We start from the raw sequence: 22,140 nt of genomic DNA on the forward strand, positions 1-22,140 counted from the left end.
TAAAAAATTTAATAATTAAAAATAACGCTAAATCAATAGTTAATAGGTATGAAGATGGGTTGATAAATTCATAAATATTTTTTGTTTTATTTATAAAAAATAATGGGAAACTTTTGACCATAAGGTTAAAAAAAGCACATTGCAGGAATGTGCTTTTTCTATGTTAAATCAGAATTTAACCGGTATTACGCAATCCGGCTGCAATCCCGGCAATACTCACCATTAAGGCATGATCGACTGGGGTATGTTCTGCCTGACGTTCTGCCAGATAGCGACGACGGCGTTTCATCAGTTCCGCCTGGAGTAAATGCAGCGGCAGTAAATACGGTTTGCGTACCCGCATAGACTGGTCCAGTACTTCATTGCTGCTGAGCAGTTTGGATTCGCCTTTCAGCGCCAGCAAGGTTTGTACCGCATCTTTTAAGCGCTGACGCAGTTCATTGCCCAGGACTTTTAAGTCTTCATCCTCGGTCAAATGTGATTCGTAATATAAGGCGACATTACTATCTGCTTTGGACAATACCATTTCCAGCATGTCAATCAGGGTCTGGAAATATGGCCATTGTTGCAGCATCTCATCCAGCAGTGGTTTTTGCCCTTGATCAATCACCTGGTTAATGGCTGCTCCAGTACCTAGCCAGGCTGGAAGCATCAGACGGATTTGGGTCCAGGCAAAGACCCAGGGAATGGCACGTAAGGATTCAATCCCGCCGCTGACCTTGCGTTTGGCCGGTCGTGAACCGAGTGGCAACATTTGCAATTCCAGTTCCGGTGTAACCGTACGCAGGTATTTTACAAAATGTGGATTTTCACGCACGGTTTGACGATACACCTGTACCGACAAATCGGTCATGCTATGCATCAGTTCACGCCATTCATCCTTAGGCACCGGTGGCGGCAATAAGGTTGCCTCTAAAGTGGCTGCTGTATAAATCTCCAGATTTTGTAAGGCAATACCTTCCAGACCAAACTTAAAGCGGATCATTTCCCCTTGTTCGGTCACGCGAATGGCACCGGAAATCGAGCCTGGCGGTTGTGAAAACAGTGCCTGCTGGGTTGGAGCACCACCCCGGCTGATGGAACCGCCACGGCCATGGAACAGGGTGAGTTGTACGGCATGTTTTTTTGCAATGGCAGTCAGTTCTTCCTGCGCACGGTATTGCGCCCAGTTGGCAGACATAAATCCGGCATCTTTGGCTGAGTCGGAATAGCCAATCATCACCTCGTGCTTGCCCTGAATATGCTGTTTGTACCAATGCATATTGAACAGGGTATTCATGGTACTGGCTGCACCGTCCAGATCTTTCAGGGTTTCAAACAGCGGAACTACACGAAGTGGATGCTTGATGCCGGCTTCTTTTTGCAGCAATAACACGGCCAAGACATCACTCGGATATTCCGCCATGGAAATAATATACGCACCCAGACTTTCTTCCGGCTGTTCTGCTAGCGTGCGCATGGTGGCAAACACTTCCTGCACATCCCGATGTTCAATCAGGCTTTGTTTCGGTTCATTCAGATGTTTAGGCAACAACGGACGTTTGCTTTGTAATTCCTGCAACAGGAAGTTTTGGCGTGCCTGTTCGGTCCAGGTTTCAAAATTGCCTAATCCTAAATATTCGGTAATGGCAGAAATGGCCTGACGATGACGACCGGATTCCTGACGGATATCCAGTTTTAGCAGTTCAATGCCAAAGCAGTTGACGCGATGGATAAAGTCCAGCAGTTTGCCATTGGCAATTTCTGGCAGGTTGCAGGCAATCAGTGAACGGTAGCACAGCAATAAAGGCTGTAATAATTCATCTTTGCTTTTAATCACCAGATGATCATCGGCATCTTGCCCTTGCAGTTTTTGCGCCAGCCAGTGACGGGTGGCTTTGAGGCGTTCGCGGGTATCCCGCAGATATTCACGGTAGGGTTCAGGGTGGCTATGGCCCAGTGCCTGCATCAGTTCATCGCTGCAGTTTTGAATCGACAGTTCCCAGCGCAGGTCTTCCATATCACGCAGATATAAATCAGCCGCTTTCCAGCGCGACAGCCAGAGCACTTCCTGGGTAATGTTATGCGTGACGTTCGGGTTGCCGTCACGGTCACCGCCCATCCAGGAGGCAAAACGCACTGGTGCAACGGTTAAAGGTAAACGCTGGCCACAGTGATCTTCAACCATTTCATCCAGTTCGCGAATAAACTTGGGAATGGCATTCCACAGCGTCTGTTCAATGGTGGTAAAGCCCCATTTCGCTTCATCGACTGGGGTTGGGCGATGCTGGCGGATTTCATCGGTCTGCCAGGCGGAACAAATTAGTTGTTTGAGTTCTTGCAGTACGGCTTTGCGTTCACGTGGGGTCAGTTTTTGTTGATCAGACTTAAACAGGCAGTCATTAATATCATCATATTTTTGAATTAAGGTACGACGGCTGACTTCAGTCGGATGTGCAGTCAACACCAGTTCAATTTTCAGTTCACAGATTTGCTTGAATAGCGTGTCGGCTGAAATTTCGTGATCTTTAAATTTCTGGAACAGATGATCGAGCGGATTGGGAGAGGGTGCATGTTCATCGAATTCGCTTTGACGGCGACTGCGTACTACATTGTACTGTTCGGCAATATTGGCAAAATTCAGAAAGTGGGTGAATGCACGGGTAAGTGGAAGAATCTCATCATCTTCCAGACTCAGGAATAGTTGTTCAAGCTGTTTTTCGGCTTCTACCTGCCCATCACGTGCACCTTTGGACAGGGCACGAATCTGCTCCACCTGATTAAACAAATCTTGTCCCGCATGTTCCTTGAGGGTTTCTCCCAGTAAGTTCCCAAGTAAGCGTACATCCTCACGCAGTGGAGCATCAATTTGTTGAATCATTTTTTTTCATTCTCCTAGGCTACTCCTTTGAATATACCCCGATTCAATGACATTCCAAGTAGGGGGCAGACAAAAGTCGGTAATTTTTTGCTGCTAAAACTAGCAATTGAGTTGCCGTTGGTGCAGTCAGGAAAATGGAATTACAGATTTTACGGTTTTTTCTGATATTTCAGCATAAAGATCTCAATACTGTTCAAGATAATCTGCTGTTTCTCTTCAGCAGTTGGAACTTCACGCACCCCAAGCAGCACTTCATGATGGCGCAGGCCCAACAGTAAAGAAAGGATCAGTAAGGTCAGGTTTTTTAAAGCTTCTGGCTGAATAAAGCCCAATTCGATAGCCTGCTGAAAAAAGTTTTCCCACAGTGCATTCATACGCAGATGGCAGGCATTATAAAATGTCTGTGCCAGTGGATTTTGTTCCGCCGCCAGTTCCACCAATAAGCGTTCCAGTTTGATGGCTTCTGGCAAATTGGTGATATTGAGGGCCAGTTCACAGGCATGCACAAATTCTTGATAAAAATTACTGTCGGCTTGCAGGTTTAAGGGGCGAGCACTGAGTAATTCTTCGCATGTGGCAACAATGGCACAAACAAATAAATTGGCTTTATCCTGAAAGTGATTGTAGACCGTCAGTTTGGTGACACCCGCCTCCTGGGCAATCTGGTTCATGCTGGAACCATGGTAGCCACACCTTAAAAATAAGCTTTTTGCTGCAGTTAAAATGCGCTGACGTTTTTCTAAGTCTTTGGGGCGACCCACATTTATTTGCACAATTTTTTCCAAAAAAATGAAAAAGGTCATTGATTTGACCCTCGATTCCCAATTAATGTACCGGTAAGTATATTAATTAAAAAACGATCAGTTTAAGATAATGCTTATTTTGCCTTAAAAAACATTTTGAGATAAGAGCCAACCTCATGAGCACAGTAAAGATTGCAGTAAAAACCGCCCTGGTCAGCATGATGATTATTTGCAGTGTGACTTTATTGGGCTGCAGCACGGAGGCAACTGAAACAGAACAGGTTCCGTTTGTGATGGTGACTCAGCCGAACAGTACTCATAATGAACAGAAAAGCTATGCCGGAGATGTGCAGGCACGCCAGCAAACAGCTTTGGCCTTCCGGGTGGGCGGACAGATTATCGAACGTTATGTCGATGTCGGTGATCAGGTCAAGGTGGGGCAGGTACTGGCAAAACTCGATGTGAAAGATGCCCAGCTGCAGCTCAATGCAGCAAAAGCTCAACTGGAAAGTGCCCAATCGGCCGCAAAAATTGCCGCAGATGAACGGCAGCGCTTTAAGCAACTGCTGCCGATGAATGCGGTCAGCCGTTCGCAATATGATGCGGTGGATAACCAGTATAAGTCAGCGATGTCCGCGCTGAAACAGGCGCAGTCCAATTATCAGGTTACGAGTAACCAAACCGGTTATAACCAGCTGATTGCCAATAAAAATGGCGTGATTACCGCGCGTAACATTGAAGTGGGGCAGGTGGTCGCGGCAGGGCAGGCTGCTTATCAGATGGCGATTGCCGGTGATCGTGAAGTGGTGATCGGGGTGCCGGAACAGGCCATTTCAGAGATTAAAGTCGGTCAGACGGCATGGGTCACTTTATGGTCCAAACCTGAAGATAAATTTGCCGGCTATGTGCGTGAAATTTCTCCGGCAGCTGATCAGTCCCGAACTTTTAGTGTCAAAGTCGCTTTGCGTGAAGGCAATGCTGCCATTCAGCTGGGCCAGAGTGCACGGGTATTTTTTAACAATAGCCAAAACAATGTACTCAGTGTGCCGTTGTCCAGTGTCTCGGCCAATGGTCAGCAGGCCTATGTCTGGGTGGTGAAACCGGACCAGACTATTCATAAGGTGGCCGTGAACCTGGGAGCCTACGGTCGTGACAGTGTGCCGGTATTGTCCGGTCTAAATCCGCAGGATTATGTGGTGATTGGCGGTGTGCATTTATTGCGTGAACAACAGAAAATCCAGCCGATCGACCGGGAAAATCGTGCCGTGAAAATTCGGGCAGGAGCTGCATCATGAATTTAGGCTCGAACTTTAACCTGTCGGAATGGGCCCTGAAAAATAAAGGCTTGATTCTTTATTTCATGCTGCTGCTCGGCATTGTCGGCATTGTTTCCTATTCCAAACTGGCCCAAAGTGAAGATCCGCCGTTTACCTTTAAGGTGATGGTCATCCAGACCTACTGGCCGGGTGCAACCGCACAGGAAGTGTCGTTGCAAGTCACTGACCGCATCGAAAAGGAGTTGATGAGTACCGGTAACTACGAACGCATCATGGCCTATTCACGTCCCGGTGAATCACTGGTGACGTTTGTCGCCAAGGATTCGCTGCGCTCAAACCAGATTCCCGATGTCTGGTATCAGGTGCGCAAAAAAGTGGGCGATATCCAGCATCAATTGCCGAGTGGGGTGCAGGGGCCGTTTTTTAATGATGAATTTGGCGATACCTTCGGAAATATCTATGTTTTGACCGGTAAAGATTATGACTATGGCATATTGAAGGAATATGCCGACCGTCTGCAACTGCAACTGCAACGGGTCAAGGATGTCGGCAAGGTCAATCTGGTGGGGCTGCAAGACCAGAAAATCTGGATTGAACTGTCTAATACCAAAGCGGTACAGCTCGGCATTCCGGTCACAGCCATTCAGCAAGCCCTGCAACAACAAAATACCGTGGCCAGTGCCGGCTTTTTTGAAACCGGCAGCGACCGCATTCAGATGCGGGTCAGTGGTCAATTAAAAAGTATTGATGAACTTAAACAAATGCCCCTGTTGGTGGCAGGAAAAACCATTCAGCTGGGCGATGTTGCGGACATTTATCGTGGCTTTAGCGAGCCGGCCCAGCCACGCATGCGTTTTATGGGCGAAAATGGGATTGGCATTGCCGTATCCATGCGCAAAGGTGGTGACATTCTGGCTTTGGGTAAAAATTTAGATGCTGAATTTGCCCATTTGCAAAAATCTTTGCCCTTGGGCATGCAGCTAAAAAAAGTTTCCGACCAACCGGTTGCGGTGAAACGCAGCGTGAATGAATTCATGAAAGTGCTGGCAGAAGCGGTGATTATTGTCCTGCTGGTCAGCTTCTTTTCCCTGGGTTTTCGTACCGGTCTGGTGGTGGCATTTTCCATTCCACTGGTGCTGGCCATGACCTTTGCCGGCATGAACCTATTCGATGTCGGCCTGCATAAAATTTCACTGGGCGCTTTAATTCTGGCGCTCGGTTTATTGGTGGATGACGCCATTATTGCCATTGAAATGATGGCCGTAAAAATGGAGCAGGGCTATAGCCGGCTCGAGGCGGCAGGTTTTGCCTGGAAAACCACGGCTTTTCCCATGCTGACTGGCACTCTGATTACTGCAGCCGGCTTTTTACCGATTGCTACTGCTGCGTCCAGTACCGGTGAATATACCCGTTCTATTTTCCAGGTGGTGACCATTGCCTTGGTGGTGTCCTGGTTTGCAGCAGTCCTTTTTGTCCCCTATCTGGGCGATAAACTGCTGCCAGATTTTAATCAAGACCTGCTGCAAAAAGCGCCATGGTATCAGCGCTTATGGGCGCGCTTACGCAGGCAACCCGAACCGCAAGCTGTGCTGCATCATGCCGGTGAACATCATGATCCCTACCAAACCAGATTTTATCAAAAATTTAGAGGTTGGGTGAGTCAGTGTATTAGCTACCGTAAAACCGTGATTGCAACTACGGTGGGCATTTTTGTGCTGTCGGTGCTGATGTTTAAACTGGTACCGCAGCAGTTTTTCCCGCCGTCTAACCGGGCTGAAATTCTGGTCGATTTAAAGCTGGAAGAAGGGGCATCGCTCACGGCCACAGAAAATGCCGTGAAAAAGGTAGAAAAATTCCTGTCGACCAAACAAGGCATCGACAATTATGTGGCTTATGTCGGCACGGGTTCCACCCGCTTCTACTTACCACTGGACCAGCAATTGCCACAGGCCAGTTTTGCCCAGTTTGTGGTTTTGGCTTCGTCTTTAGATGACCGCGATGAAATCCGCAAATCTTTAGATCAGGAAATCCGTAAATTGCTGCCGGATGTGCGTACCCGGGTCTCGCTGTTGGAAAATGGTCCGCCTGTCGGTTATCCATTGCAGTATCGCGTTTCTGGTGAAGACCTGAATCTGGTGCGTCAATGGGCACATAAGGTTTCCGCCGTCATTGCAGAGAATCCGAACACCACCAATGTTCATCTGGACTGGGGCGAACCGAGTAAGGTCATTCAGCTGAATATTGATCAGGATCGCGCCCGTCAAATGGGAGTATCAACTTTAGATTTGTCACAATTCCTGAACAGTTCCATCAGTGGTGCTGTGATTAACCAGTATCGTGAAAAACGTGAACTGATTGAAATCCGTTTGCGTGGAGACCAGAACGAACGTATCAATGTGGAATCTTTGTCTAGTCTGGCCGTACCGACTGCCAATGGGGGTTCTGTACCTTTGGCGCAAATTGCCAAAATTGAATATCAGTTTGAAGATGGCCTGATCTGGCATCGTAACCGTTTGCCGACTATTACCGTACGTGCCGATATTCGGACCAAGTTGCAGCCTGCAACCGTGGTCGGGCAACTTGCTGATAAAATGGATCAGCTGCGGGCCGAATTGCCAAGCGGTTATCTGGTTGAAGTGGGCGGTACGGTCGAAGAGTCGGCTCGTGGACAAAATTCGGTTAATGCCGGTATGCCGTTTTTTCTGGCGGTGGTGATGACCTTGCTGATGATTCAGCTCAAGAGTATGTCTCGTGCATTTATCGTCTTTTTGACGGCACCTTTAGGCCTGATTGGAGTCGTACTGTTTCTGTTATTGCTGAATAAACCCTTTGGTTTTGTGGCAATGCTGGGAACCATTGCCCTGTCAGGCATGATCATGCGCAATTCTTTAATCCTGATTGACCAGATTGAACAGGACATTCAGGCTGGACATGATCCCTGGAATGCCATTATCGATGCAACCGTACGTCGTTGCCGCCCGATTGTGCTGACCGCCCTGGCCGCAGTATTGGCGATGATTCCACTCTCCCGCAGTATTTTCTTTGGTCCGATGGCGGTGGCGATTATGGGCGGTTTGATTGTGGCGACCCTGTTGACGCTGTTCTTTTTACCGGCATTGTATGCACAATGGTTTAAAGTGAAAAAAAATAGCCAAACGGAGTAATTTTTTGACAATAATCAGGTGCGAAATGTTGAAAACTTCAATATAGTAGCACCTAATATTTGTATACATTTTTATCAAGCAATTTACTGCATATTAAAACTCTAAACATGCGGTAAATGGGGTTGAAACGCACATGAAGCAAGACAACTTAAGCCGACTTCGCCGTTCCGTTGCGATTTCCTATGTCTTGATGTTTTTCGCGTTATTTACTGTGATTAGTGGCATATTTGCTTATTGGTTTGCGCGTAAAGTTACACAAGTGGATGAAGTGGAGGTCTGGCTTGAAGCCCAAGCCCTCTGGATCATGCGTAATATTGTGATTTATATGATTTTGGTATGTTTTGCAGCACTCTGGTTTATTCCGCTGATTTTCTTTTATTGGGATAGTGCAGTTTGGGTAAAAGGTTGTACCGTTGCAGGCGTGGTTTTCGCCATGATTGCCTTCTTATTCTTGTTGAATGCCTGGCTGAAAGGAATCTCCCGGTTTTTCAAAAATAAAGCCGTTTTCTAATCCGAGTAAACTTTTTTCCCCTCTTTCCCTTGTAAAATTTGTTTCCGTCCCCAATTTCACACCACAGTTAAGTATTAAATAAAATTCCGTGAGGAGCATCGCCAGACATGGCTAAACGTGATTATTATGAGGTTTTGGGCGTCGCTAAAACCGCTAGTGATGATGAAATTAAAAAAGCCTACCGTAAGTTGGCGATGAAATATCATCCAGACCGTAACCCGGACAACCCTGAAGCTGAAGAAAAATTTAAAGAAGCTGCTGAAGCTTATGAAATTTTATCCGACAGTGAAAAACGCAGTATGTATGACCGTATGGGGCACAATGCCTTTGAAGGCGGCATGGGCGGTGGTGGCTTCGGTGGTGGTTTCAGCGCTGAAGACATTTTTAGTCAGTTTGGTGACATCTTTGGTGGCGCATTCGGTGGCGGTGGCGGCCGTGGTCAGCAACGTGCACGTCGCGGATCAGACCTGCGTTACGTGATGGAATTGACCCTTGAAGAAGCGGTCAAAGGCGTGAAAAAAACCATTACTTTTACTGCACCGGCACCGTGTGATGACTGTGATGGTAAAGGTTCTAAAAATCCGAACGATGTTGAAACCTGTAAAACCTGTCATGGTGCAGGTCAAGTGCGTATGCAACAAGGTTTCTTCTCTGTTCAGCAAACCTGTAGCACCTGTCGCGGTCAAGGAAAAATCATCAAGAACCCATGTAACACCTGTCATGGTTCTGGTGTAAAAGACCGTCAGCAAACCCTTGAAGTGACCATTCCTGCTGGTGTGGACAATGGCGACCGCGTACGTTTAAGCGGTAAGGGCGAAGCGATCCGTGATGGTCAATCCGGTGATCTATACGTAGAAGTAGTGGTGCGCGAGCATGACATCTTCCAGCGTGATGGTGCAGACCTGTATATGGATGTGCCGGTATCTATTGCTGATGCCGCTCTGGGTAAAGAAATCCAGATTCCAACCCTGGATGGCCGTGTCAGCCTGAAAATTCCTGAGGGCACTCAAACCGGCAAACTGTTCCGCTTGCGTGGTAAAGGTGTTAAACCGGTACGTACCAGCATGCAGGGTGACTTGCTTTGCCGCGTAGTGGTAGAAACTCCAGTGAATTTGACTGCTCGTCAACGTGAGTTGTTAAAAGAATTGCAAGAAACGATGGATGGTGATGACAATAAATCATCGCCTAAGAAAAAATCGTTCTTCGGTCTGTTTGATTAATTTCAGACATAGTTTGAAAAAAGGGGGGAATATTCAATATTCCCCCCTTTTTTTTCAAATGGAGCGTAAAACTCTGTCCTTCAGGTCAGAGATATAAGTGACACGACATAAAATGTCGTTTAATTTTTAATAATCAATATTTTTAATTTAATAAAAGCTAATATAAGGCTATGAAAATGCTTAAATTATGCATAAAAGACAAACATTCTAGGATGCTAGGTTAATTGGCATCTGAAGTGAATTTCGTCTGGAATTATGTCAATGATTTAAGCTTTAGACACCTTAAAAGAAAAGGTGAACTTCTCAGTGTTTACGATATTGCTAAATATATGAAAGGCACATCCAAACAATGTAATTTACATATTGTTGTGTATTCGAGAGTGTCCAGTGTGGAGCAAAAGCCTGACTTAACCAACCAGATAACAGCTTTGGAAAATTTTTGCGCTGCAAATGGTTATGCTGTGACCGAGTGGCTATCAGAGATAGGTAGTGGTTTAAATTACAATCGAAAGAAATTTAATAAGCTTTTCCTTGATATTGAAATGGGTAAGGTTTCAATATTGATCATTGCTCACAAAGATAAGCTTGTGAGGTTTGGCTTTGAGTGGTTTGAGTCTTTCGCAGAAAGACATGGCTGCAAAATAATTATTATGAATCAAGAATCCCTTTCTCCAACAGAGGAAGTTACACAAGACCTTTTGGCAATTATTCATTGTTTTTCATCGCGCCTTTATGGGTTAAGGAAATACAAAGAAAAAGTTAAAGAATTGGTGCAGACCAAGGAACAATAATTGTGAAATTGACACGCATTCATCACTGCAAAAACCTGAATCGAGAGAAGTATAAGCAGCTTGAAAAGCAAGCTGCTTTGCTTGGTCGTGTTCGCAGTGAGGTTTGGCGTAAATACGGTGCTGTTGCTGGCCTGAATATTGGTGACAGAACAATTCGTGATGCTTGGATGCGCGAAGGTCGTGAATTTCATGTATCAGCCAATGCCTGGAAAGAAACTTTGCGTGACTGTATTGGAGATATTAAAGCCTATCGTGAAGCTGCCAAGGAAAAGGTAAAACAAGCCATTCGCAAACGTACCAATTGCGAAAAAGAACTGAAAAGGCTTTATACACTGTTAAAAAAAGATGCCTGGATGGAAGATAATTTTCTTCACCGCCAGATGCGAAAACATTTTAGACATGGCGTAAACCATACTTATAATCAGATCATTGTTCGTGCCGATATGTGCAAGACCTTTGAGTTAAATGGTCAGTGTTGGCTTAAAGTCCCAAGTCTAGTGCCACGACAAACTATTAAGATTCCACTGAACACCACTATGGAATTTGCACCTCAAGGCACACTTAGAATCATTCTAAGAAATGGCAATGTTGAAGTTCATTCGACTTATGATGCTATTGAAACTAAAGATTGTGGTGAAGCTACTGTAGGTGTTGATAAAGGTTATTCAGAAGCTTTTGTGGATTCGGATGGTGATGCGTATGGTCAAGGTTTGGGCAAGCTGATTTCAAGTGAATCAGATTACTTGAACCAGAAATACAAAAAAAGAAACAAGCTGAGAGCAATTACCAAAGCAAAGCCACATAAGAAGCAAAAGATTGAACAAAACAATTTAGGAAGAAAGAAGCTAGATAAAAGACAAAATACTCAGAAAGCCAAACTAAAAACGCTGATCTATACAGCGACAAATCGATTGGTTGATAAGGCAGGGTTGATTGTTGCGGAGGACTTAACTTCACCAATCCAAAGCAAGCGTAGCTATGGGAAGAATACCAATAGACGATTAAACACATGGGTCAAAGGCATATTAGCTGATGCCCTGACAACTATATCTCACCGCAGAGGTTCTATGGTGCATCTAGTTAATGCTGCGTACACTTCGCAAAGTGATTCTTTATTGCATGGGCTGTTAATCGGCACACGCAAAGGAGATCAGTTTTACCGATTTAATGGGGAAGTTGTGCAAGCAGACTGGAATGCTGCGAGAAACGTACTTGCAAGATTAAATGACCCTGAGATAAGTCGTTACACACCTTACCATGAGGTAAAGCGTGTATTGCAAGAACGGACTGACCGCTACAAGTCGGAACTGATCGACTTAGGCTCTAGTTACATGCTTGGAGACAAGACATTAACAGAGTGCGAATTAGTCCTTGCCCATGTTTGATTACATATTAAGGAACAGTTTTGATATAGTAAGAACAATTTAAAATCAACATTAGGAATATGTTATGTCAGCAGCTCCACGCATTGGTGTATTGGGTGCAGGCGGCCGTATGGGACGCATCCTTATTCAGGCAGTTAAAGAAGCGGGTTACCAACTTGCAGCAGCAGTTGAACGCCCTGAAAGCAGCCTGATTGGTGCAGATGCAGGGGAACTTGCCGGTATTGGTGCTGTTGGCGTTAAGGTTGTGGGCAATCTGCAAGACGTATTAAAAGACTGTGACGTGGTGATTGATTTTACTGCCCCGGTTGCAACTGCCCAGCATTTAAAATTGTGCCGTGAAGCAGGGGTGGCGATTGTGATTGGTACCACAGGCATGAATGATGAACAAAAAGCCTATCTGGATGACAGTGCAATGCAAACTCCTGTGGTTTATGCAGCAAATTATTCGGTTGGCGTGAATGTTTCCATTAAACTGTTAGAACTGGCATCTAAAGTGTTTGGTGATACAGTCGATATTGAAGTGATCGAAGCACATCACCGTCATAAGGTCGATGCACCGTCAGGTACAGCGCTGATGATGGGCGAAGCTATTGCTGACACTTTGGGGCGTAACTTAAAAGAAGTCGCGGTGTATGGCCGTGAAGGTCATACTGGCCCGCGTGATCGTCAAACCATTGGTTTTGAAACGATTCGTGGTGGTGACATCGTCGGTGAACACACGGTGATGTTTATTGGTGAAGGCGAACGTGTGGAAATCACCCATAAAGCCACCAACCGTATGAACTTTGCCGCAGGTGCGGTTCGTGCCGCAGCATGGGTCGTGGGCCGCGAAGCACGCAAATATGATATGAAAGACGTACTGGGTTTTAACGATATTCAAGTATAAAAAATCGTCAAAATCATTTATAACAATACAACAAAATTAAAATAAGAAGCTCAACGGAATGAAAAAAGTGATCTTGATGGCTTGTGCCGTAGCCTGTTTGGCTGCTGCACAGGCTAAACCTGTCGATAATGCCAATCTCAGTATTCACAAGAATAATATTAAAGTCTGGACCTACCAGAACAGCCAAAATCCGGTATTTTTATACAAAGCCGAAACCACTTATGATACATCTTTCGAAAAAGCAGTGGGGCTGATTCTGGATGTCGACCATGCGGTGAAATGGGTACCGTATATGGGCAGCGTGAAAGTGCTATCGCGCGATGATAAAAAAGGCGAATTTTTATTGTATATGGTGCTGGATTTTCCTTTTCCGCTAAAAGACCGTGATTTAGTGGTACAAGGTAAAATGATAAAAGATGCTCAAGGCATCATCACGATCAAGAATAAAGCGGTTGATAAAGCTTATGCCAAAAATCCGGATTGTATTCGTTTAACCCATTATGAAGGCGATTGGACCTTTCAGAAATTAGCCAATAATAAAGTCAAGGTTTCAACTTATGGTTATGCTAATCCTGAAGGTTCCATTCCCTTAACCTTTGTGAATATGTTTGTACAGCAGCAGCCTTATCAGATGCTGCAAAAGATGAAGACAGAACTTGCCAAACCCTCAAGTATTCCGCTGTTACCTGAAGCATTACGCTAATTAACAAAACGAAAAAAATTCCGCATTAGGCGGAATTTTTTCCTCATCGTATCTGATGAAATTTGAATTCAGCCGAATCAAATAAAAATTAGAAATCAGCTTTTAACACAATCCGGTAACGGGCCTGACCTGAATGCAGACGTTCAATCGCTTCATTCAGTTGTGACATTGGAAAAACTTCAATTTGCGGGGCAATATTTTTCCGCGCAGCAAATTTCAGTAACTGACGCAGTGCAGCAGGCGAGCCAGTAGGCGAACCGGTAACCGATTTTGCGCCGCCTATCAGCATGCCAGCAGAAATCTGCATCGGTTCAAGTACCAGACCCAGCATATGTACCGTACCGTTTGGAGCCAGTGTGGTTAAATAGGCAGACCAGTCCAGAGTGACATTGACGGTACTGAGTAGCAAATCGAATTTACCACGTTGAGCTTTTAATGCGGCTGTATCACGGCTATTCACCACATGGTCTGCACCCATGGCTTTCAGTTCTTCGGTTTTATCTAAGTTAGACGTGAATGCGGTAATTTCACAGCCCCAGGCTTTCAGCAGTTTAATCGCCATATGCCCTAAACCGCCAATCCCGATCACACCCACATGATGAATGGCCTGAATCTGGTGTTTGAGGATCGGATCAAACACGGTAATGCCACCGCAGAGCAGCGGACCAGTACTTTCAGGATCCAGATCTTCTGGCAGGGGAATCACCCATTGCCAGCCGGCACGGACTTTATCAGCAAATCCACCCGCATGACCCACAATGGTTGCTTTTTTCTCACCGCTACACAGGACTTGCTGACCTGATACACAGGGATCACAATGCTGGCAGCTTTCAGCAGTCCAGCCGATGCCTACGCGTTGTCCCACTTTCAAACCTTTGGCTTCTGAACCCAACTGGGTAATAGTGCCAATAATTTCGTGTCCGGCCACCACCGGATAAACCGAAGATTTCCAGTCATTATTAATCACTGAAATATCAGAATGGCATAAACCGCAGTATTCAACTTTAACTTCAACTTGATGGGGCTGTAGTTCTCCGGCATCAAACTGATAGGGTTCAAGTGCTGCACCTGCCTGCATCGCTGCATAGGCATGGATGATATTGTCACTCATGGCAGAATCCTTTTATGGTTGTAGTCACGTGTTAAGTTGATTTAAAAGTGCAATTATTTTCATGGTCATCGACCATACCCACAGCCTGCATAAAAGCATAGCAAGTAGTGGGTCCAACAAATTTAAAGCCTTTCTTTTTTAAGGCTTTGGATAGTGCAAGGCTGATGTCGGTCTGGGCAGGTGCCTGACGATAATCCGGCACATCATTGTGTAGGATCTGATGTTCAACAAAGCTCCATAACCAGTCGCTGACATTCATTTGTTGTGGTTTTAATTCTTGTGTTAACTGCTGCCAGGCCATGGCATTGTCACGGATGGCCTTGAGCTTGCCGATGTGCCGGATCAGACTGGTATCTTGTAATTTATTGTCCAGCTCTGCATCACTGAACTGGGCGATCTTGGCAATCGGGTATTGAAAGAAATGTTCATGGTAAGCTTCACGCTTTCTCAGCACGGTAATCCAGGACAAACCGGCCTGCTGTCCTTCCAGACACAGCATTTCAAATAATTGGGCCTCATCATGACTGGCTTTGCCCCACTCATGATCATGGTAGGCCATATACATTCGATCATTCGAGCACCAGCCACAGCGTTGAATCGACATTTCTGATACTCCTTAAGTACCTATAGCTTAAATTCAGTCCATTGATCTTGCTGGTTATCCCAGTAATACAGTTCGGCTTGCGGTAAGTCAGCGAATTGAATCCACATGTCTTTGCCGGCTTTTTCTGCAAAACCGGTGCTAATCAAAAGCGCCTCTTCGGTAATTTCCATCACCCAGCCTTGGTGGGTTTGTCCTGCCAACACAATTTTTTGTTGATTGCCTGATTCAGCAAATTCGACCAAACGATTGATCAACGCTTCTGACATGAATAGTTCCTAAAAATTAACGTAAATAAGGATAGGGATTCACTACACCACGACCCTTACCCTCGAGGTAAATAGCATAGTGTAAATGTGGGGCAGTATGACGTGCATTGCCAGTATTGCCGACATAACCAATCAGATCACCCTTTTTGACATAATCGCCGACATTTAGGCCACGTTTATGCTCATCTAGATGGGCATAGTAATGCCAGCTTCCACCGGGTCCCAGAATCCAAACCACTTTACCACCCAAATTGTTATTGCGTAAGTCGGCAATGAGGCCTTCTGTGGCACTCAATACTTTTGTTCCACGTGGAGCCATAATATCGATGCCTTCATGGGTACGGCCATGACTACGCGAAGCTCCCCAAGTATCTTTTAATTGTCTAGCTTTGATATTTTTTACCGGTATAGGCAATGATGATTTCAGCTGCATACTTTTCAGTTTTTGCACCTGAGCTGGGGGAAGTGCGGAAGAAGGTTTTTGCGGCGTCGAGGTACATGCCGCAATCCACAAAATGCTAAAACCTAAGAATAAGGTTGAAATAAAACGTAGCACTGTTCATCCTTTTTTCATTCTAATCTATGTGAAAATTATTCGAAGTACAGTGCCTGACTATGTCATAAATTTACTGCAGAGATCAATTTTTTCATCGCAGTGGGCAGACCCATGGCGGTTGCCTTTTGTGGTGTTAACCAGGTGCCATTCAGTTCAATGGCCAGATGTTCCTGCTGGTCAGCATCCAGTTCAAAACAGAGGGCTTCCAGTTGCCAAGTAAAATGGGTAAAACTATGCGAGATGGCAGCGCGGTGAATCACTTTTTTTAAGCCTAAAGATTGGCACAGTCGTTCAAATTCGGCAGGATCTTCAATAATTGGCAGGCACCACAAGCCGCCCCACAAGCCGCTATTGGGGCGTTGTTGCCATAACCATTGCTCATGAGACTGAATCAGCAAAACTTGTGCTGATTTTACCGGAACAGGTTTTTTGGCTTTTTTAAATGGCAGCTCGGTTTCCAGTCCCTGTTGGTGCGCTTTACAGTGCTGCTGCATCGGGCAATATAAACACAAGGGTTTTTTCGGTGTACAGATGGTTGCCCCGAGATCCATAATCGCCTGGGTATAGTCATGATTGCGTTCAATAGGACACAACTGTTCTGCCAGTTGCCACATGGCACGTTCATGCACAGGTTTGGACAGGTCATCTTCAATGGCAAAGAAACGCGCCAATACCCGTTTGACATTGCCATCCATAATCACACCGTACTGACGCAAACCGAGGGACATCAGTGCCCCCGCAGTGGATGGGCCAATTCCGGGAAGCTCAATCCATTCTTCTAATGTAGCTGGAAAATGACCTCGACGAGCCACCATTCCCGCAGCTTTATGCAAATTTCGGGCGCGGGCATAATAACCCAGACCTGCCCAATACGGAGCTACATCATCCCAACTGGCCTGTCCCAAATCTGCTACCGTCGGAAAGCGTTCGATGAAACGCTCGAAATATTGCAGCACCGTTTTAACCTGAGTTTGCTGCAACATGATTTCTGAGACCCAGACCTTGTAGGGATCATCCGCGACTTGCCAAGGCAAATCATGACGGCCATGAACGTCAAACCAGGAAAGTAGGGCATCGGCAAAAGAAAACTGTGACATGTGAACCGTAGCGTGGGAATAGATGAACAGTTTGACATACTCCCACCACTTTCGCATAGCTCAAGTGGAGGATTCTAAAAGCATAAGCTCCTAGGCGACTTCCTTACGGATTTCTCTTGTTTTCTGTATCGCAGGGCGACCTTTACCGCATCCTCCCTCCACAGACAAAACGGTGTGTCCCACCGCTAAAATGTTACATGCAGCATTAAAATCTGCATTCGCAACAAAACCGCATTCGACACACTCAAATTTCTCTTGGGTCTGTCGGTTTTCTTTCGCTACATGACCACACTGAGAACAGGTTTGACTGGTGTACTGTGCGTTTACCTTAACAAGCAATCCACCGCTCCATTTTTGTTTATACTCAAGCATATTAACAAGCATCGACCATCCTTGATCTAGAATGGCCTTGTTCAAGCCTGACTTGGCTTTCACGTTTTTGCCTTTCTGCTCTTGTGTGCCACTTGCTGACCTCGACATAATTCGGCAATAGCCTGAATTTATATTGTTGTGAAATCTTCATTTAAACCATTGTTTAAAAATAATTAATATCGTCGAATTATACCCAAAATTGTTAAAAACCAACTGAAATTAATTTTAAATTGGCTTTCGCCACTCGCTTATATCCCCCACCTGACTGTCGGTGGAGGCTTACGCTCGATTCAGATAAAGCTCAATCCATTTTATTCGCTGCTCATGCCCCAACGCTCATCAAGTTTCAAGGTTTGGCCTTCATAGCGTGGAATAATATGAATATGCAAATGTTCATCAACCTGGCCAAACACCGCACCATCATTAAAGCCAATATGAAAACCTGTAGGATGGTAACGTAGCTTCAATTCATTACGGGCAAGCTCCAACAGAGACATCAGGCTTTTGCGTTCTTTGTCCGTGATATCAAAAAAGGAACTGACATGGCGCAAGGGAACAATAACCGAGTGACCTTTGGATAAAGCATTTGGTTCGGGTAAAATGACCCCGAAATCATTTTTATCAATGATGTCATATTCATCAAAATTGCAATATGCACAATTATTTGTAGTCATTATTGTATCCTCTCTAAATTATCCATGTCAGTGGATCGGTAAAAATAGCCAAACTATCTTTACCTTCATTGTTATTCACCAAGTTGTGTTTTAAATAATTCATACATGGCAGATAAACCTTGCTGTTCGGCTGCTGCGTTATAGCCCAGATCAATACCATTGGCTTTGGCACGTTCGTCTGCCAGCGGGTTGCTAAAGCCATGTTTAGCATCTTCAAAGATAATCACTTCATGCTCGACTTGAGCAGCATGCATCTCTTCTTTAAAGCGTGCGACATCGTCCAGGCTGACCATACTGTCCAGTTCTCCGTGGAGCACCAGAATTTCAGCTTTTACCTGTCCGGGCTGTGCAGGGACTTTGGGTGTCAAGTTACCATGGAAGGTCACAACGGCTTTTAAATCCGCGCCAGAACGAGCCAGATCCAGAACCACCTTGCCACCATAGCAGAAGCCTATAGCTGCCAGTTTATCTGCATTTACTTCTTCTTGCGCAGCTAATGTGGCTAAACCTGCAGACGCACGGGTCACAATTGTTTCAGGATCTTCAAAGGTTTGCATCATCCATTCGCTGGCTTGAGGCACAGCCGTGGTGACTTTTTTATCTCCGTACATATCAATGGCAAGGGCGGCGTAGCCATGTTCGGCAAGCTCACGTGCACGTTGTTCGGTGTAATCATTTCGTCCCCACCATTCTGGTGCAACAATAATGCCAGGGAGCGGTTTTTCCGATTCAGGTGCGGCAAAGTATCCGATCAAATGTGTTCCATCTGGTGCAGTGTACTGAATTTCGCGAGTTTTAATGCCGAGAGCCATGGATTCAATCCTTGTAATAAATAAAAAATGTCTGAATTAAAAATATAGAAATGAATTTTCTTTAATGATTGTACAAGATTGTTCAACTTTGACGACATACTAAGATGCATAAATTGAAACATGCTTTTAATTCAGTAGAATATGTATCTAAGTGTTTAATAAATATGGATTTAATATTATTTTTAGGTATTGGAAAAAGAGAAAATAGATCGGCAGGATTTCAGAAAAATGACATCTTCCAGAGTAACGCGCAACATGGGCTAGAGTATCTCATCCATGCTAAAAATGGCGAGCAGTCATAACTGCTGAGGGAGTTTCACATTGACCCACTCGCTATTTTAACATGAAACAGGAACCGACCAATTATTTGCTGGCTTTAGGCAATACCTCAAGCAGTTCGACATCAAAAATCAAGGTACTATTTGGTTCAATTACATCGCCGGAGCCAATTTGACCGTAGCCCAGTTGTGCCGGAATGAAAAAGCGATATTTTGCCCCTTCTTTCATCAACTGCAAGCCTTCCGTCCAGCCTTGAATCACTTGGCTGACCTGAAATTCCGCTGGCTGGTTTCTGGCAATCGAGCTGTCAAACACGGTTCCATCAATGAGCCGGCCTTCATAATTGACTTTAACCACGGAATTGGCCTTCGGTGATTTTCCGTTACCCTGTTTTAAAATCTGATACTGCAAACCTGATTTGGTGCTTTGAACACCTTCTTTTTTGGCATTGGCTGCTAAAAATTCAGCCCCAATTTTGGCATTGGCTTCGGCTTTTTGTTTTAATTCAATCAGCTGTTTTGCTTCACTTAGCTTTTTATGCTGATTCAAAACACGAGCCATTTCTTCATCCGTCAGGGCAGATTTAGCGCCTTGCGTGGCTGTTTTTAAACCCAGGATGAAAGCCTCCAAGTCTAAATCTTTAAATGATTCAGCATTGCTGCGTCCCATTAAGTAACCGAAGCTGTAACCAACCTGTTCTTTTAAACTGCTGCTATTGGTCACAGTTTTTGCAAAACTTGCCGTTGTGCACATGCATAAACAAAGTAGTGTTATAGATGTTTTCATTTTCTTATCTCAAGATAAATAAGGAGAGCAAAAGCTCTCCTTAAAATTTTTATTTTACTTTAATCAGTTCGACATCAAAAATTAGGGTGCTATTGGCAGGAATCGTGCCTGGAACACCTTGTTCGCCGTAGCCCAATTGTGACGGAATATAAAGGGTGGCTTTACCGCCTTCTTTCATCAGTTGTAGACCTTCAGTCCAACCGGGAATGACCTGATTGAGCGGGAATTCAATCGGTTGACCACGTTCAATCGAGCTGTCAAATACCTTGCCATCGACCAGTTGGCCTTTGTAATGAACGGTAACCACAGAAGTAGCAGTCGGTTGTTTACCTGTACCTTCTTTGGTGATTTTGTACTGCAAGCCTGAAGCTGTGGTTTTCACACCTGGTTTTTTTGCATTTTCAGCCAAGAAATTGTCACTTGATGATTGAGCTGTTTTGGCTTGATCCAGCTGTTTCTGTTGCATTTCTTTCTGGAACTGCTGATAGGCTTGTTGAAGTTCTTGTTCTGTATAAGCCGGTTTATTACGAGCATGCCCTTCACGTACACCTGTAACAAAACTGTTAATGTCTAATTCAGGCGGGGTTTGATGTGCGACCTCATAACCGAGTGCATAACTGATTTTTTCAACAGCAGAGGCATTTTTTGATGCTTTTGAAGTCACTGTAGCCGGGTTTTGAGTTGCATAATAAACAGGTACAAGAGCAGCACCGCCTAAAAGAACAGCGACAGCGATGGGTAAGGCTTTACTCATAGGTTTTCCCAAAATCATTTTATATTAAAAAAGTTGCATTAATTTTAGCAGACTTTTCTATGCAGCACGTTTCGAGCGAATCGTGGTGTACAGAAATCCAATATATTCTTATCAACGCAACTATTCTATAACAGTCTAAATATATAAAACATTTCTCATACATTGACATCCTCCCACCACCTACGCTTTCGCTAGGTGGGGGATTCCTACTGCTAGACGCTTATGCCCAAGCGCAAGTATGTTTTTAGCACTGTTCAAGTCCCTATCCAGGACACTTAAGCAGTTTTCACATTCCCATACCCTTATTCCAAGACCTGTTCTACCTTTCGGACTGCTTACGGTGATCTCACCACAACACGAACAAGTCTGGGTTGTGAAACTTTCATTGACTTCTTCAAACAATACACTTGCGTTCTCGCATTTATACTTGAGCATTGTTTTTAGTGCTGAAAACCCTGTATCTAAAACAGATTTTGCCATTTTAGTTTTTACCAGTTTCTTGGCACTGAGATCGCCAACGACAATGAGTGCATTTTCCCTAACAAGCATGGTGCTTGCCTTGTGCAAATGATCTTTACGACAATTCGCAATCTTGGCGTGTAATGCACGAACACGTTTTTTGTTCTTAGCTCTTTGAGCGATTCCTAATTTCTGCTCATACTTTCGATAGAATTTCGGATTACTGATGACAGTGCCATCGGAACAGGTCGCAATATCTTTTAAGCCTAAATCAATGCCTATGGCTTTGGTTGCAGTTGGTTTATCCTGTTTTGGACTATCGACAACCAGACAGACATACCATCGACCTCGCGCATCTTCCACGAATGAGCCTGTCCTAACGCTGTACTGACTTAAACCGTAACTGTCCCAAACCTTGAGCTGATGCTTGCCGTACTGAACGTATCCATCGGCATATTTAATCGCTACTTTCTTGAAGGGTATCCATCCAAGTGATCGTCTTGCTGATTTCTTATTGCTGACACGCCATCTGAGTTTTGCTTTTTTGAACTGTTTTTGGCGTGTGACCAATTCTTCGGTGACGGCCTGGATGGTTTGGCTGTGCAGATTGCACTCTTTTGATGTGCCTTTAGTATATTTAGCAATATCGTAAGCACTGAGAAATTCACCTTTTTGTTTAAGGTGTTTAAACCCTAAATCATTCACATAATTCCAGACAAAATTAACCTCAGATGCCAACTGGTCTAGCACCTTGCAATGTTTATCCTTGATACGCAATTTAAGGGTTTTCATGTGCTTATATTAACAATCAAAACTCAAACAAAATAGAC

The 22,140-nt window shown here is 44.7% G+C and carries 20 protein-coding genes and 1 pseudogene; 8 read left to right on the forward strand and 13 right to left on the reverse strand.

Annotated features, from left to right (window positions below):
- Positions 1-175 precede the first annotated feature (175 nt).
- Both ppc and GTU69_RS08245 read right to left on the reverse strand, forming a co-directional pair.
- Positions 176-2,860 (reverse strand): phosphoenolpyruvate carboxylase, encoded by a 2,685-nt coding sequence (gene ppc / locus GTU69_RS08240; protein ID WP_166169688.1) that lies wholly within the window; start codon positions 2,858-2,860, stop codon positions 176-178.
- Positions 2,861-3,009: 149 nt separating this feature from the next.
- The gene (locus GTU69_RS08245) at positions 3,010-3,633 is read right to left on the reverse strand and encodes a TetR/AcrR family transcriptional regulator (protein WP_086196778.1); all 624 of its coding nucleotides are present in this window, start codon (positions 3,631-3,633) and stop codon (positions 3,010-3,012) included.
- Positions 3,634-3,779: 146 nt separating this feature from the next.
- Between GTU69_RS08245 and GTU69_RS08250 the strand changes: the two genes are divergently transcribed.
- The 8 genes from GTU69_RS08250 (at position 3,780) to GTU69_RS08290 (ending at position 13,540) form a co-directional block, all read left to right on the forward strand.
- Positions 3,780-4,898 carry an efflux RND transporter periplasmic adaptor subunit gene (locus GTU69_RS08250; protein WP_166169690.1) on the forward strand — a complete coding sequence of 373 codons (1,119 nt, stop codon included), beginning with the start codon at positions 3,780-3,782 and terminating at the stop codon, positions 4,896-4,898.
- On the forward strand, positions 4,895-8,044 hold the full coding sequence (locus GTU69_RS08255) for an efflux RND transporter permease subunit (RefSeq protein WP_166169692.1): 3,150 nt from the start codon (positions 4,895-4,897) through the stop codon (positions 8,042-8,044). Before GTU69_RS08250 ends, GTU69_RS08255 begins: the two co-directional genes overlap by 4 nt.
- A 133-nt stretch (positions 8,045-8,177) precedes the next feature.
- On the forward strand, positions 8,178-8,555 hold the full coding sequence (locus GTU69_RS08260) for a hypothetical protein (RefSeq protein ID WP_086176574.1): 378 nt from the start codon (positions 8,178-8,180) through the stop codon (positions 8,553-8,555).
- Between the two features lie 107 nt (positions 8,556-8,662).
- On the forward strand, positions 8,663-9,775 hold the full coding sequence (gene dnaJ / locus GTU69_RS08265; protein ID WP_166169694.1) for a molecular chaperone DnaJ: 1,113 nt from the start codon (positions 8,663-8,665) through the stop codon (positions 9,773-9,775).
- Between the two features lie 224 nt (positions 9,776-9,999).
- The gene (locus GTU69_RS08275; protein WP_205683474.1) at positions 10,000-10,566 is read left to right on the forward strand and encodes an IS607 family transposase; all 567 of its coding nucleotides are present in this window, start codon (positions 10,000-10,002) and stop codon (positions 10,564-10,566) included.
- 2 nt (positions 10,567-10,568) lie between these two features.
- Entirely contained in the window at positions 10,569-11,951 is a 1,383-nt protein-coding gene (locus GTU69_RS08280; RefSeq protein ID WP_166169696.1) for a transposase, read from the forward strand.
- A 64-nt stretch (positions 11,952-12,015) separates the two neighbouring features.
- Positions 12,016-12,837 carry a 4-hydroxy-tetrahydrodipicolinate reductase gene (gene dapB / locus GTU69_RS08285; RefSeq protein ID WP_166169698.1) on the forward strand — a complete coding sequence of 274 codons (822 nt, stop codon included), beginning with the start codon at positions 12,016-12,018 and terminating at the stop codon, positions 12,835-12,837.
- A gap of 58 nt (positions 12,838-12,895) precedes the next feature.
- Positions 12,896-13,540, forward strand: coding sequence for an START domain-containing protein (locus tag GTU69_RS08290; protein ID WP_166169700.1), 645 nt, complete (start codon positions 12,896-12,898; stop codon positions 13,538-13,540).
- 88 nt (positions 13,541-13,628) lie between these two features.
- Here GTU69_RS08290 and GTU69_RS08295 read toward each other — a convergent pair whose 3' ends face one another.
- The 11 genes and pseudogenes from GTU69_RS08295 to GTU69_RS08345 all read right to left on the reverse strand — a co-directional run bounded on the left by GTU69_RS08295 (position 13,629) and on the right by GTU69_RS08345 (position 22,102).
- On the reverse strand, positions 13,629-14,651 hold the full coding sequence (locus tag GTU69_RS08295; RefSeq protein ID WP_166169702.1) for an NAD(P)-dependent alcohol dehydrogenase: 1,023 nt from the start codon (positions 14,649-14,651) through the stop codon (positions 13,629-13,631).
- A gap of 31 nt (positions 14,652-14,682) precedes the next feature.
- Entirely contained in the window at positions 14,683-15,255 is a 573-nt protein-coding gene (locus tag GTU69_RS08300; protein ID WP_166169704.1) for a DNA-3-methyladenine glycosylase I, read from the reverse strand.
- Positions 15,256-15,275: 20 nt separating this feature from the next.
- Positions 15,276-15,521, reverse strand: coding sequence for a hypothetical protein (locus GTU69_RS08305; protein WP_166169706.1), 246 nt, complete (start codon positions 15,519-15,521; stop codon positions 15,276-15,278).
- A gap of 16 nt (positions 15,522-15,537) precedes the next feature.
- Entirely contained in the window at positions 15,538-16,077 is a 540-nt protein-coding gene (locus GTU69_RS08310) for a M23 family metallopeptidase (protein WP_166169708.1), read from the reverse strand.
- A 62-nt stretch (positions 16,078-16,139) separates the two neighbouring features.
- Positions 16,140-17,174, reverse strand: coding sequence for an A/G-specific adenine glycosylase (gene mutY / locus GTU69_RS08315; protein WP_166169710.1), 1,035 nt, complete (start codon positions 17,172-17,174; stop codon positions 16,140-16,142).
- A gap of 90 nt (positions 17,175-17,264) precedes the next feature.
- Positions 17,265-17,654, reverse strand: a pseudogene (locus tag GTU69_RS08320) (transposase); the annotation flags it as partial.
- 203 nt (positions 17,655-17,857) lie between these two features.
- On the reverse strand, positions 17,858-18,220 hold the full coding sequence (locus tag GTU69_RS08325) for an HIT family protein (protein WP_166169712.1): 363 nt from the start codon (positions 18,218-18,220) through the stop codon (positions 17,858-17,860).
- Between the two features lie 71 nt (positions 18,221-18,291).
- Positions 18,292-19,032 (reverse strand): dienelactone hydrolase family protein, encoded by a 741-nt coding sequence (locus tag GTU69_RS08330; protein WP_166169714.1) that lies wholly within the window; start codon positions 19,030-19,032, stop codon positions 18,292-18,294.
- A gap of 363 nt (positions 19,033-19,395) precedes the next feature.
- A complete protein-coding gene (locus GTU69_RS08335) occupies positions 19,396-20,097 on the reverse strand; it encodes an FKBP-type peptidyl-prolyl cis-trans isomerase (protein ID WP_166169716.1) in 702 nt (233 codons plus the stop codon).
- A 49-nt stretch (positions 20,098-20,146) separates the two neighbouring features.
- Positions 20,147-20,851: an FKBP-type peptidyl-prolyl cis-trans isomerase gene (locus GTU69_RS08340; RefSeq protein ID WP_086196753.1), complete on the reverse strand. Its 705-nt coding sequence runs from the start codon at positions 20,849-20,851 to the stop codon at positions 20,147-20,149.
- 180 nt (positions 20,852-21,031) lie between these two features.
- Positions 21,032-22,102 (reverse strand): RNA-guided endonuclease TnpB family protein, encoded by a 1,071-nt coding sequence (locus GTU69_RS08345; RefSeq protein ID WP_166169718.1) that lies wholly within the window; start codon positions 22,100-22,102, stop codon positions 21,032-21,034.
- Positions 22,103-22,140: the final 38 nt, after the last annotated feature.

Origin of the sequence: Acinetobacter sp. SA01, assembly GCF_011319235.1 — a bacterium.
Taxonomy (GTDB): domain Bacteria; phylum Pseudomonadota; class Gammaproteobacteria; order Pseudomonadales; family Moraxellaceae; genus Acinetobacter.